Raw genomic sequence first — 13,141 nt, 5'->3', positions numbered from 1 at the left:
GATAGTTATCCATAAGCTGTTTTTAACATTATACACAGCTTTTGATATTGTGAATAACCCAAATAAAATTTTTAAAGAAAGAGGTCCGCTATGAGTGGTATTGATACAATTTGGTCGTCAGTCCTGCAAAATCTAGAAAAAAAACTCTCTGCCCCTAGTTATCAGACATGGTTCGTCAATACAAAAATCAAGACGCTCAATAATCATCATATCGTTATTGAAGCACCCACTGCCTTTAACGCAGACTGGCTCATCAAAAACTATGTGCCGGTCATACAGGAGACTATTCATGAAACCATCGGGGAAACATTGACTGTCAAGATAATCTCTAATGGCGATACAGAAGAACTGACAGATCCTGAACCCGAACCTATCAAACAGACAGAAAGTGAAGTGCTTCCTAACCAGCTGAACGTTGACAATACATTTGATACGTTTGTCATCGGCAGCGGTAACCGCTTCAGCCACGCTGCCTCCCTGGCAGTTGCTGAGGCCCCTGCCAAAGCTTATAACCCGTTATTCATCTACGGGGGCGTCGGTTTAGGGAAGACCCATCTCATGCATGCTATCGGCCATTATGTCATGGAACATAAGGACAACGCACAGGTCGTCTATACTTCAAGCGAGAAGTTCACCAATGAGTTCATCAACTCCATCAAGGACAATAAAACAGAGGAATTTCGTTCCAAGTACCGGAATGTCGATGTCCTGCTTATCGATGATATCCAGTTCCTTGCAGGTAAAGAATCCACTCAGGAAGAGTTCTTCCATACTTTCAACGAGCTGCATCAGAATCATAAACAGATTGTCATATCGAGCGACCGGGCACCTAAAGAAATCCCGACATTAGAAGATCGTCTGCGCTCCCGTTTTGAATGGGGATTGATCACAGACGTTACCCCGCCTGACCTCGAGACACGTATCGCGATTTTACGGAAGAAATCAGAAGAAGAAAACATTGAAATCCCTAATGAAGCGATGCTCTATATCGCAAGCCAGATTCATTCCAATATCAGAGAACTTGAAGGCGCACTCACACGTGTCAGCGCTTATTCCAAACTGGTCAAACGCGAACTGACCCCTGATCTTGTAGCGGAAGCACTGAAAGATATCATCGCGACCAGCAAACCTAAGAAAATCAGCATACAGGACATCCAGACCATTGTCGGTGCTTACTACAACGTCAGACTTGAAGACTTCACCGCTAAAAAACGCACAAAATCCATCGCTTTCCCGCGTCAGATAGCGATGTACCTTGCACGTGAACTGACGGATTATTCCTTACCTAAAATCGGGGAAGAATTCGGGGGTCGCGACCATACAACGGTCATCCATGCGCATGAAAAAATTAAAAACCAGATTGAAAATGATGAAAAACTAGCAAAGGAAATCAAAAATCTGGAACAGGAGATTCTCGGTTAACCTGTGGATAACAGTGAATAAGCGAGACAACCTTACGCACACGTTATACACATGTGGATATCTTCAGGCTGTAAGGAACTGCGCACTTATCCACCTATTCACACCCCCTATTACTATTATTACGATTTTAAAAGATATAAAATATATATATAACGACGATAAGGAGTAACGATATGAAATTTACAATCCAGAGAGACTATTTCATCAATCAATTAAATGACACATTAAAAGCCATCTCACCCCGAACTACGTTACCCATCCTGACAGGAATCAAAATTGATGCGACTGATAATGGACTGGTCTTAACGGGTTCTGATTCAGAAGTCTCTATTGAAATCACGATTCCAGCTGAACTGAACCATGAGCAGATTGTGACGATTCAGGATAAAGGCTCTATCGTACTGCCAGGCCGTTTCTTTGTTGATATCATCAAAAAACTACCAGCGACAGATGTCACGATTGATACAAACGCACAATTCCAGGCTAAAATCACTTCTGGACAGTCGGAGTTCAATGTTTCAGGATTAGATCCGGATCAATACCCATTGTTACCGCAAGTCTCTGAAGACAGTGTGATTACGTTACCGGTTAAAGTGCTTAAAAATATGATTCGACAAACTAACTTTGCGGTGTCCACCTCAGAAACACGTCCTGTACTGACAGGTGTTAACTGGGTGATTCAAGAGAACATTCTCAGCTGTACTGCAACAGATTCACATCGACTGGCGCTGCGCCGTCTCCCGCTTGAAAACAATACGATCGAAAATATCAATGTCATCATTCCAGGTAAGGCGTTAAATGAGCTCAACAAGATTATCAGCGATGAAGATGAATCAGTAGATGTCTTCTTTGCTGCTAACCAAGTGCTCTTCAAAGTCGGTCATGTACACTTTATTTCTCGTCTATTAGAAGGCAATTATCCGGACACAAGCCGTCTGTTCCCTGAAAGCTATGAGACTTCACTCACTATCAGCAACACTGAGTTCTTCCATGCTATCGACCGTGCATCGCTCTTAGCGCGTGAAGGTGGCAACAATGTCATCAAACTCTCAACAGCAAGCGAGCACGTGGAACTCTCTTCTACTTCTCCTGAAATCGGAACAGTGAAAGAAGACGTGAAGACTTCTAAATTCGAAGGTCAGGAACTTAAGATTTCTTTCAACTCTAAATACATGATGGATGCGCTGAAGGCGATTGATAACAGTGATGTAAATGTTGAGTTTTTCGGTACCATGCGTCCTTTCATCCTGAAACCGCAGGATGATGATAATGTCGTTCAACTTATTCTGCCGATCAGAACTTATTAATGATTAACCTATGCTACCCAGCATAGGTCTTTTTTTGTTAATATAAACTGGAAGGGGTGGATTTTTATGTTAAATATCCAGAATGTAAGCAAACAATTCGGTAAATTTACAGCCGTCGACGATTTGTCATTTGAAGTACCGGCGGGCGAGATGCTCGGTTTCTTAGGCGGTAATGGTGCAGGGAAGACAACGACATTCAGAATGATTCTTGGTCTGCTTGAACGTGATGCCGGCGAGATTACTTACAAGAATCAGCCAATCACCTATGACATAACTGATGCTATCGGTTATCTGCCGGAGGAACGCGGGCTGAACCCTAAGCTCAAAGTAGCTGAGCAGCTGACTTATCTGGCGAGTTTAAAGGGCATGAAAAAAACAGCTATTAAGCACGAAATCGACTACTGGCTCAAGCGTTTTGAAGTGACGGAAAATAAAGAGAAGAAGATTGAAGCATTATCTAAAGGCAATCAGCAGAAGATTCAGCTGATCGGTGCGATTATCCATCAGCCGGAACTGTTGATTTTAGATGAGCCGTTCAGTGGCCTTGATCCAGTCAATGTTGAACTGCTGAAATCGGCCGTCAAGGAAATCAATGATAAAGGCGCAACCATCATTTTCAGTTCACATCGCATGGAGCACGTCGAGGAGATGTGTGACAGAGTCTGTATTCTGGATAGAGGAAAGACAGTGGTTGAAGGAAATATTCAGCAGGTGAAGCAGGATTTCGGCCGTAAAGAAATCATTATCAGAGGTGCACATGACTTTTCATCGTTGCAGGCGATTCCGGGTGTCATCGGCTATAAAGCAGGTAGACAGGGTGTCAACCTGACCATCGATGATATCAAAGCCGCACCGGTCATCTTTGAAGCGGTCAGTCGTCTTGGCTATGTCTCTCGCTTCGAAGTGGCAGAACCGTCTCTTAACGATATATTCCTGGCAAAGGTGGGACATCAGCATGACTAAATTTATGACTACTTTTTCAATGACCTATCTGAAAAAAGTGAGCAGTAAATCTTTTATCATTACGACTCTTATCTTGATGCTCATTGTCATCGGGCTGAGCAACATAGATAAAGTGATTGATTTCTTTGATCACAGTGAAGATGAAGTGACTGCTGTATCAGCAGATAAGGATGTGCAGAACGCCTTTGTGACAGCCTATAAGCAAGGAGATCAAGAGCGGAAGATTGAGAAAGTGACCTTGGCAGAAGGTAAAAAAGGCGTAAAAGAGGATCGTTATAAACAGCTGATCGACATTCATGAATCCAAGGGCAAGCTGACGGCGACGCTCTATTCAAAGGGTGGCGGTGATAGAGCATCCATAGAACCTGTTCTGACGAGCCTGCAGGCAAGCAGAGTAGCTCAGACGCTGGACCTGACCCCTGCTGAAATGAATGCTCTGACGGCACCGGCAGAGATTAACGAGACATCGCTCAGCCAGCAGAAGAATGAAGTGGATAAGAGCGAGAAATTCATCAATACAGCTGTGGTCTATATCGGGCTCTTCCTGATTTTCATGATCTCGCTTAATTACGCCAACCAGATGGCTACCGAGATTGCGATGGAGAAATCATCACGCGTCATTGAAATGATTGTGACGAGTGTCTCGCCGGTCAACCATATGATGGCGAAAATAGTGGCAATCCTTGCAGCTGCATTGACGCAGATGCTTGCAGTTGCCCTGACCATTTTAGCTTGTCTCTACCTTTTTGATCTGCAAGATGTGCTTAAGTCCTTTGACTTGAGTTTCGGCCCAGGTACAGTCCGCATCATCATTTATGCTGTCACCTTCCTGCTGCTCGGTCTTTTGATGAATGTCAGTGCCTCCGCAATTATCGGTGCGCTGACCAACCGCGTTGAAGATATTGCCCAGGCAGTGATGCCGGTGACTTTTCTCAACCTCGCTGCTTTTTATATCGCGATTTTCAACCTGACCACACCTGACAATATGCTGGTCAGGATCACGAGTTATATCCCGTTCTTTACGCCTATGGTCATGCTGCTGAGAACGTTATCCAGCCAGACGGGTGATGTGGAGATCATCACCGGGATTATCATCTCCATTGTCACTATTGTGCTGTCTTTATTACTGGCTGCTCGTATTTATAAAGGCAGTGTCTTCAGTTACGGCAAAGGTCTGGTCAACAACTTCCGCCAGGCGCTGACCATCAAATAACTTTGTCACAAAATCTTAACGTTTACGCACTTTCTAAACCATGCTCTTTAGTATAAAATTTATACTGTAAACTACATCAATTTTGAGGAGTATGTCATGAAGAATAAAGGAAATATGATATTTGCAATGATTTTAGCGGTTATTGTCATCGGTGCGATCGCTGCGATGGTTATTTCCAATCAGGGTAGCGGTTCAGATACCACTGATTCATCTGCAAAAGCAGTGGATATAGATGTTAAAGGCCAGCCGATGATGGGGGATGAGAAAGCGCCTGTAACGATTGTGGAGTTCGGTGATTATTTATGTCCGGCTTGCCGATTCTATGATACAGAAATCCAGCCGGAAATCGTTAAAGATTATATTGATAAAGGCGAGGCGAAGATGTATTTCATCAATACACCTTTCCACGGGGATGATTCTCTGAAAGGCGCGCGTGCTGCTGAATACGTCTGGAAGACTCATCCGGAGCAGTTCTGGGATTTCCATAATGGTTTATTTGAAGCACAGCCGACTACTCATACAGAAGGCGAAAGCTGGCTGACAAATGCCGTTATTAAAAAACAGGCAGAAAAAGCAGGTATTAAAGATACAGCTAAAGTCGTGCAATCTAAAGAAAATGCAGCGGTGAAACATGACATCGATCTGTATAGAAAACACGGCGTGACTCAGACACCGACGATTTTCGTCAACGGTAAAATGGTCAGCAACCCACTTGAACTGGAAACGATGAAAAAAGCGATTGATGAGGCGAAAAAATAATGCAGAGAAACAATCTGCTCTTCTTTGCAGCATGGATTGTGTCTATTGTCGCGATGCTCGGCAGCCTGTTCTTCTCTGAAATCAGACATTTCGTGCCTTGTGAGATGTGCTGGTATCAGCGTATACTGATGTATCCCCTGGTCCTGGTGCTAGGATTTGCGGCACTGCGTGAAGATTACCACATGAAGTTTTTAGTCCTGACTTTCTCGATCATCGGTTTCTGTTTCTCGGTCTATCACTATATGGAACAGAAGTTGCCAGGATTTGCACCTGTGAAACCGTGCGTCGGCGGTGTACCATGCAGTACGCAGTATATCAACTGGGGCGGTTTCATCACGATTCCCTTCCTGGCTGGCACAGCATTTCTGCTTATTACAATCTGTATGCTGCTCGTTAAACGACCTGCACAAAAATAACACGAAGCGATGGATATTCCATCGCTTCTTTTTGTCTTTAAAACATGCAATTTCAGCGAAAAAAAGGTATAATTATATGATGACTTAAACGGATAGGAGGAACCGTGATATGGTGAAACAAGTCGAATTTGACGGTATAGTAACGCTCGGTCAGCTGCTGAAATCGGAAGGTATTATCGGCACAGGCGGACAGGCAAAATGGTTTTTACAGGAAAACACGGTCTACCTGAATGGTACGCTTGAAACAAGACGGGGCAAGAAACTTGCGCAGGACGATATCGTTGATATTGAAGGCGAGGGCAAGTTTAAGATTTCTTATTCTGCTGAAGGATGAAATTAAAACACCTCGACCTGACCCATTTTCGTAATTATGATAAGGTGTCGCTTGATTTTCATGATGAAGTGAATGTCCTTATCGGCTCGAATGCGCAAGGTAAGACGAATTTGCTGGAAGCCATCTACTGTCTCGCTCTGGCGAAAAGTCATCGTGCGACACAGGACAAAGAGCTGATTCAGTGGCAAGCAGATTTTGCACTTATTGAAGGCGACCTTGAATATCGTTATGGTACGATGCCGCTCTCCCTTCAGATTTCTGCGAAGGGCAAGAAAGCAAAAGCCAATCATCTTGAACAAAGCAAGCTGACGCAGTATGTCGGTCATATGAATGTAGTCTTATTCGCACCGGAGGATCTCAGCCTTGTAAAAGGCAGCCCGCAGGTCAGACGACGCTTCATCGACATCGAAATCGGACAGATATCTGCTGTCTATTTAAACGACCTTTCCAATTATCAGCGGATTCTTAAACAGAAGAACCATTATCTCAAGCAGCTGAAGTCAGCAGGCGGTGACCGGACAATGCTGGAAGTGCTTAATCAGCAGTTTGCAGAGTATGCTGCCAAGCTGACGCTAAGAAGGCAGCAATTCATCGCACAGCTGGAAGCAAAAGCGAATGAAATTCATCGTGGTATTACGAAAAATAAAGAAAATCTCAAGATTCATTATGATGCGAGCCTCAAGCTCACTGAACATATGGCTGAGGAGACATATAGCCAGCTTACAGCTGTGATGGACCGGGAAATCGACCGCATGACGAGTCTATACGGCCCGCATCGTGACGACCTTTCCTTCTCCATCAATGATATTGATGTGCAGACTTATGGCTCCCAGGGGCAGCAACGGACAACGGCTCTATCCATGAAGCTTGCGGAAATTGAATTAATTAACGAAGAAGTCGGAGAATATCCGATTTTATTATTGGATGATGTCCTCAGTGAACTGGATGACAGCAGGCAGACTCATCTGCTGTCAACTATCCAGCACAAAGTACAGACATTTGTGACAACGACCTCAGTGGACGGCATTGAACATGAAACGATACAGGAGGCAAAGTTATTCTTTGTCGACCAAGGCAGTATAACTAATGAAGAGTAGGTGACGTGTGTGGAACAGAATTTAGATCAGTACGGTGCAGACCAGATACAGGTCCTTGAAGGGCTGGAAGCAGTACGTAAAAGACCCGGCATGTATATCGGATCGACTTCAGCAAGAGGGTTACACCATCTTGTCTGGGAGATCGTCGATAACAGTATCGATGAAGCCCTTGCCGGCTATGCCGATCACATCGTAGTGACGATAGAAAAAGATAACTGGATCCGAGTGCAGGATAATGGACGCGGTATTCCAGTAGATATGCATAAAAAAATGGGCCGACCTGCAGTAGAAGTCATCTTAACCGTCCTTCATGCTGGCGGTAAATTCGGCGGCGGCGGTTACAAAGTTTCAGGCGGACTGCACGGCGTCGGTTCATCTGTTGTCAACGCATTATCAAGTACGCTTGAAGTATATGTTCATCAAGATGGTAAAGTGCATCATCAGGCCTATCATAAAGGTGTGCCTGCATTTGACCTTAAAGTCGTCGATGAAACAGATAAAACCGGCACAGTGATCCGCTTCAAGGCAGACCCGGAAATCTTTACGGAAACAACAGAATATGATTATGAGACGCTGCAGCAGCGTATTCGTGAGCTCGCCTTTCTGAATAAAGGCATTAAAATTGAGATCAATGATGAACGCAGCGCAGACGGCAGAAGAGACGAATACTTCTACGAAGGCGGTATTCGCTCATATGTCGAAATGCTCAATGACAATAAAGAAGTTCTCTACCCGGAACCTATTTATATCCATGCGGCACGCGACGTGATAGAAGTCGAAATCGCGCTGCAGTATAACACAGGTTATGCGACGAATCTTCTGTCATACGCCAACAACATTCATACTTATGAAGGCGGTACACATGAAGAAGGCTTCAGACGTGCATTAACCCGTATCATCAATAACTACGGCTCTAAAAACAAACTGATTAAAGACAATGATGACAAGCTGACCGGCGAAGATGTACGTGAAGGTCTAGTGGCGGTCGTCTCTATCAAGCATGAGGATCCGCAGTTTGAAGGCCAGACGAAGACGAAGCTCGGAAATTCTGAAGTGCGTCAGATTACGGATTCACTGTTTGCGGAACATTTTGAACGTTTCTTATACGAAAATCCTCAAGTGGCCCGCATTATTGTTGATAAGGGCATCATGGCTTCCCGCGCGCGTCTCGCCGCAAAGAAAGCGCGTGAAGTGACGCGCCGGAAGACGGCCCTCGATGTCGCAAGTCTGCCCGGTAAACTGGCTGACTGTTCAAGTAAATCACCGGAGGAAAGTGAACTCTTCATCGTGGAGGGAGATTCTGCCGGCGGTTCAGCGAAGTCTGGTCGTAACTCGAAGACTCAAGCCATCCTGCCGCTACGAGGTAAAATCCTGAACGTAGAAAAGGCACGTCTCGATAAAATTCTCGGCAATAACGAGGTACGCTCTATGATTACAGCAATGGGCACAGGGATCGGCGGAGAATTTGATATCGCCAAAGCCCGCTATCACAAAATCGTCATTATGACCGACGCCGATGTAGATGGTGCACATATCAGAACGTTACTGCTCACTTTCTTCTACCGCTTTATGCGACCGTTGATTGATGCCGGTTATATTTATATCGCTCAGCCGCCGCTCTATAAAGTGGAACAAGGGAAGAAGACATATTATGTTTACAATGACCGTGAGTTAGACAGACTCCGCAGTGAACTGCCGGCCACACCTAAGATACAGCTGGCCCGCTACAAAGGTTTAGGTGAGATGAACGCCGATCAGTTATGGGAGACCACAATGAATCCGGAGAACAGAAGCATGTTACAGGTGACTTTAACAGATGCTATTGAAGCGGATCAGACATTTGAAATGCTGATGGGTGATGTAGTAGAGTATCGCCGCCAGTTTATTGAGGATAATGCTCAATACGCGACATTAGACGTATAGGAGGCGCCGAAATGGCTGAAAACAACGAAAGAGTACAGGAAAGAAATATCAGTAAGGAAATGCGTGAGTCGTTTCTTGATTACGCGATGAGTGTTATCGTGGCCCGTGCATTACCTGATGTTCGTGATGGCATGAAGCCCGTGCATCGACGTATTCTGTACGGCATGAATGACCAGGGTATGACATCAGACAAACCTTACAAGAAGTCAGCACGTATCGTCGGGGACGTCATGGGTAAATATCACCCGCATGGTGACTCTTCTATCTACGAAGCAATGGTCCGGATGGCGCAGGACTTCAGCTATCGCTACCCACTGGTCGATGGACAGGGGAACTTCGGTTCTATGGACGGCGACGGTGCTGCTGCCATGCGTTATACAGAGGCACGTATGACGAAGCTGGCGATGGAGATGATGCGTGATATCAACAAGGATACGATTGATTTTACGGATAACTATGATGGTAATGAACGCGAGCCGGTCGTCCTGCCCGCGCGCTTCCCTAACCTGCTCGTGAATGGTGCCTCAGGGATTGCAGTAGGTATGGCGACCAATATTCCGCCGCATAATATGACCGAAGTGATTGATGGGGTGCTCGCACTCAGTCATAACTCTGATATCACGATTCCAGAGCTGATGGATTATATCCACGGCCCGGACTTTCCGACTGCGGGTCTTATTTTAGGCCGTAGCGGTATTCGTCGTGCTTATGAAACGGGGCGTGGTTCGGTCATTATGCGTGCCAAGACATTGATTGAGACCCGAAGTAACGGCAAAGAAACAATCGTCGTGACAGAAATTCCGTATCAGGTCAATAAAGCGAAGCTCGTTGAGAAGATTGCAGAGCTCGCCCGTGATAAGAAGATAGACGGCATTACTGACCTGCGTGATGAGACGAGTTTAAAAGAAGGCGTCAGAATTGTGATTGACATCCGCCGTGATGCCAATGCGAACGTCATCTTGAACAATCTGTACAAATTGACCCCTCTGCAGACGACATTTGGTATGAATATGCTCGCTATCGTCAATCAGAAGCCTGAATTACTGAATCTGAAGCAGATGCTCCATCATTACCTTGAGCATCAGAAAGTAGTGATTCGTCGTCGTACCGTCTATAACCTGAAAAAAGCAGAAGACCGTGCGCATCTTCTTGAAGGCTTACGCATAGCACTCGATAATATCGACCGTATTATTGAACTGATCCGTGCTTCAGAGAATGACCATGTTGCTATCCATGAGCTGCAGACACAGTTCAGCCTGTCTGAACGTCAGGCGCAGGCTATTCTCGATATGCGTCTTCGTCGATTGACAGGTCTCGAACGCGACAAGATTGAAGCCGAGTATCAGGAACTGATGAAATATATAGCAGAGCTGAAGGAAATTCTGGCAGATGAAGAACGGATTTTAGCGGTCATCCGCGAGGAACTGACTGAAATCAAAGAGAAGTTCGGAGATGGTCGCCGTACTGAGATTACAGTCGGCGGTTATGACATGCTGGAAGACGAAGATCTGATTCCAGAAGACCATGTGGTCATCACACTGAGTCACAATAACTATATCAAGCGTCTGTCAGCATCCACTTATCGTGCACAGAACCGCGGGGGCCGTGGCATACAAGGCATGAACACGATTGAGGATGACTTTGTCAGCCAGATTGTCACAACGTCTACGCATGACCACGTACTGTTCTTCACGAATAAAGGACGCGTCTATAAGCTGAAAGGTTATGAGATTCCAGAGCTGTCTCGTCAGTCCAAAGGCATTCCTATCGTCAATGCACTGGAACTTGAGAAAGACGAAAGTATCAGCCAGATGATTGCTGTGAAGAATCTGGAGCGTGAAGATGCCTTTATTATCTTTGCAACGAAAAAAGGACTCGTTAAACGTTCAAGTCTGGCGAATTTTGCGCGTATCAATAAGAACGGCAAGATTGCCATCAGTTTCCGCGAGGATGATGAATTAGTCGGTGTACGTTTATCTGAAGGGGGCAACCAGCTGATCATCGGAACGAAGAATGCGTCACTGGTTCGTTTTGAAGAAGAATCATTGCGCCCGCTTGGCCGAACAGCAGCAGGCGTGAAAGGGATCACTCTGCGTGCTGGCGATGAAGTCATCGGACTGGATGTCGTCAGACCGGATAGCGAAGAAGAGATTCTCGTTGTCACTGATAAAGGTTATGGTAAGCGGACAACGGTAACGGATTACCGTGTCTCCAACCGCGGGGGTATGGGAATCAAAACGGCGACCCTGACTGAACGGAATGGTTCTCTTGTCTACTTCGCAACAGTAACAGGCGATGAGGATTTAATGATTGTCACTGATAAAGGTGTCATCATCCGTTTAGATGTGAACTCTATCTCGCGCACAGGCCGGAGCACGCAAGGCGTGAAGCTGATTCGTCTCTCAGATGACCAGTTTGTTGCGACCGTCGCAAAAGTAGAGAAAGAGGAAGAAGAAGTGGTGGCGCCTCAGGAAGAAAATATGACCGAATTATCGCGGGAAAAAATGGATGAAGAGATTGAACAATCAAACGGCTATCTGGTAGGTGAAGCAGAAGAACAATCTGAAGAAGAAGAAACAGATATCTTCGAAGATAGTGAAGATGTGGATACACTGGATGAAATCCGTAATCAGGAAAATGAATAGTATTTCCGGAGAAATAAATAAGGATGATGCCTCGGCATCATCCTTATTTTGCTTCCAGTTTTTTCATCATAAACGGAATTTCATTAATGATCATGGACGGGGGTGTGACATACATCGTCTGAGATAACTGGTCACCGATCTTACTGTGGATATAGACCGCATATTTGATGGCTTCCTCTGTCTCGAACTGACCGATAAACCCTGCTATCATGCCGGCAAGTGTGTCACCCATGCCGCCTGTCGCCATTGCAGGATTTCCTTTATCAATTTTATAGTCCCCTGTCTTCAGGTAAAGTTCAGTATGATGTTTTTTTAAGATGACGTGTGCTCCCAGTTCATCAGCTGCCTGACGATTTCGCTCCGGTGTCTGGTCATCAATTTTAATACCGCTCAGTCTTTCCCATTCCATCTGATGAGGCGTGAAGATAACCTCGCAGTCCGGGAGTGTCAGACGCAGCTTGCTGAAGATAGTAATCGCATCCCCGTCAATAATAATAGTCTGATGCGGCTGTACATGCTGCAGGATAAAAGTCAGCGTATTGTTCCCTTTAATATCAAGACCAAGACCAGGACCGACCAGGATACAATCTGCCTCAGTCACCAGTTTTGTCAGTCTTTTAATGTCATTCAGATCACTGACCATTGCTTCTGGACAGCGGGAATGAAGCGCCGTGTGATTGGAATGGTGTGTACAGACCGTCGTAAGGCCGCCACCGCTATAGACACAAGCACGTGAAGACAGCATGATAGAACCGCCCATGTTCTGATTGCCGCCGATTAACAGGATGCGGCCATAATCGCCTTTATGAGACTGATCTTCGCGTTTTGGTATGGTGATGCTGTCAATTGTTTGCATATAAGACTCCCTTAGATTTAATATCATCATTTTAACAGAATAGTTTGCATTCTTAAAGTTTGTCTGATAATATGTAAATAACTTAATAAGACATTGTCTCGGAATAAGTACTTTCTCCTTCTTTCAAAGAGAGTCAGTGGTGGGTGTGAACTGGCAAAGAACAGAAACGAAATCTATCCGTTTAAGTAGACAATCGGTTTAACCGT

At 45.2% G+C, this 13,141-nt stretch carries 11 protein-coding genes and 1 other annotated feature (1 of these 12 running past the window's edge); of the genes, 10 read left to right on the top strand and 1 reads right to left on the bottom strand.

What is annotated here, in order from left to right; genetic code table 11:
- Positions 1-90 precede the first annotated feature (90 nt).
- The 10 genes from dnaA to gyrA all read left to right on the top strand — a co-directional run bounded on the left by dnaA (position 91) and on the right by gyrA (position 12,079).
- Complete coding sequence (dnaA, locus tag ERX55_RS08385) at positions 91-1,422, top strand: chromosomal replication initiator protein DnaA (protein WP_133452123.1); 1,332 nt, start codon at positions 91-93, stop codon at positions 1,420-1,422.
- A 173-nt stretch (positions 1,423-1,595) separates the two neighbouring features.
- Entirely contained in the window at positions 1,596-2,729 is a 1,134-nt protein-coding gene (gene dnaN, locus ERX55_RS08380) for a DNA polymerase III subunit beta (RefSeq protein ID WP_133452122.1), read from the top strand.
- 66 nt (positions 2,730-2,795) lie between these two features.
- Positions 2,796-3,692, top strand: a complete 897-nt coding sequence (locus ERX55_RS08375) for an ABC transporter ATP-binding protein (RefSeq protein WP_133452121.1) — start codon at positions 2,796-2,798, stop codon at positions 3,690-3,692.
- Positions 3,685-4,905, top strand: a complete 1,221-nt coding sequence (locus ERX55_RS08370) for an ABC transporter permease (RefSeq protein WP_165983754.1) — start codon at positions 3,685-3,687, stop codon at positions 4,903-4,905. Before ERX55_RS08375 ends, ERX55_RS08370 begins: the two co-directional genes overlap by 8 nt.
- A gap of 96 nt (positions 4,906-5,001) precedes the next feature.
- Positions 5,002-5,664, top strand: a complete 663-nt coding sequence (locus ERX55_RS08365) for a DsbA family protein (RefSeq protein WP_133452119.1) — start codon at positions 5,002-5,004, stop codon at positions 5,662-5,664.
- Positions 5,664-6,080 (top strand): disulfide oxidoreductase, encoded by a 417-nt coding sequence (locus ERX55_RS08360; RefSeq protein ID WP_133452118.1) that lies wholly within the window; start codon positions 5,664-5,666, stop codon positions 6,078-6,080. The genes ERX55_RS08365 and ERX55_RS08360 overlap by 1 nt, the downstream gene beginning before the upstream one ends.
- Positions 6,081-6,189: 109 nt before the next feature.
- On the top strand, positions 6,190-6,414 hold the full coding sequence (gene yaaA / locus ERX55_RS08355; RefSeq protein ID WP_133452117.1) for a S4 domain-containing protein YaaA: 225 nt from the start codon (positions 6,190-6,192) through the stop codon (positions 6,412-6,414).
- Positions 6,411-7,511 carry a DNA replication/repair protein RecF gene (gene recF / locus ERX55_RS08350; protein WP_133452116.1) on the top strand — a complete coding sequence of 367 codons (1,101 nt, stop codon included), beginning with the start codon at positions 6,411-6,413 and terminating at the stop codon, positions 7,509-7,511. The genes yaaA and recF overlap by 4 nt, the downstream gene beginning before the upstream one ends.
- A gap of 9 nt (positions 7,512-7,520) precedes the next feature.
- Entirely contained in the window at positions 7,521-9,434 is a 1,914-nt protein-coding gene (gene gyrB, locus ERX55_RS08345) for a DNA topoisomerase (ATP-hydrolyzing) subunit B (RefSeq protein WP_208001520.1), read from the top strand.
- Between the two features lie 11 nt (positions 9,435-9,445).
- Positions 9,446-12,079: a DNA gyrase subunit A gene (gyrA, locus tag ERX55_RS08340; protein ID WP_133452114.1), complete on the top strand. Its 2,634-nt coding sequence runs from the start codon at positions 9,446-9,448 to the stop codon at positions 12,077-12,079.
- Positions 12,080-12,122: 43 nt separating this feature from the next.
- Here the strand turns inward: gyrA and ERX55_RS08335 are convergent, their stop codons facing one another.
- Entirely contained in the window at positions 12,123-12,935 is an 813-nt protein-coding gene (locus ERX55_RS08335) for an NAD(P)H-hydrate dehydratase (protein WP_133452113.1), read from the bottom strand.
- An 84-nt stretch (positions 12,936-13,019) separates the two neighbouring features.
- Positions 13,020-13,141: a binding site (T-box leader), on the top strand; it runs 67 nt beyond the window's last position.

The organism is Macrococcus bovicus (assembly GCF_004359575.1).
Taxonomy (GTDB): domain Bacteria; phylum Bacillota; class Bacilli; order Staphylococcales; family Staphylococcaceae; genus Macrococcus; species Macrococcus bovicus.
The sequence above is the reverse complement of the archived record's forward strand: the minus strand, read 5'-3'. Positions and strand labels throughout refer to the sequence as shown.

What these genes read in the sequence shown, in the direction of transcription:
- ERX55_RS08365 (WP_133452119.1), top strand. Translation starts at nt 5,002, where the DNA reads ATGAAGAATAAAGGAAATATGATATTTGCAATGATTTTAGCGGTTATT.
- yaaA (WP_133452117.1), top strand. Translation starts at nt 6,190, where the DNA reads ATGGTGAAACAAGTCGAATTTGACGGTATAGTAACGCTCGGTCAGCTG.
- ERX55_RS08375 (WP_133452121.1), top strand. Translation starts at nt 2,796, where the DNA reads ATGTTAAATATCCAGAATGTAAGCAAACAATTCGGTAAATTTACAGCC.
- recF (WP_133452116.1), top strand. Translation starts at nt 6,411, where the DNA reads ATGAAATTAAAACACCTCGACCTGACCCATTTTCGTAATTATGATAAG.
- ERX55_RS08360 (WP_133452118.1), top strand. Translation starts at nt 5,664, where the DNA reads ATGCAGAGAAACAATCTGCTCTTCTTTGCAGCATGGATTGTGTCTATT.
- ERX55_RS08335 (WP_133452113.1), bottom strand. Translation starts at nt 12,935, where the DNA reads ATGCAAACAATTGACAGCATCACCATACCAAAACGCGAAGATCAGTCT.
- dnaN (WP_133452122.1), top strand. Translation starts at nt 1,596, where the DNA reads ATGAAATTTACAATCCAGAGAGACTATTTCATCAATCAATTAAATGAC.
- gyrA (WP_133452114.1), top strand. Translation starts at nt 9,446, where the DNA reads ATGGCTGAAAACAACGAAAGAGTACAGGAAAGAAATATCAGTAAGGAA.
- dnaA (WP_133452123.1), top strand. Translation starts at nt 91, where the DNA reads ATGAGTGGTATTGATACAATTTGGTCGTCAGTCCTGCAAAATCTAGAA.
- ERX55_RS08370 (WP_165983754.1), top strand. Translation starts at nt 3,685, where the DNA reads ATGACTAAATTTATGACTACTTTTTCAATGACCTATCTGAAAAAAGTG.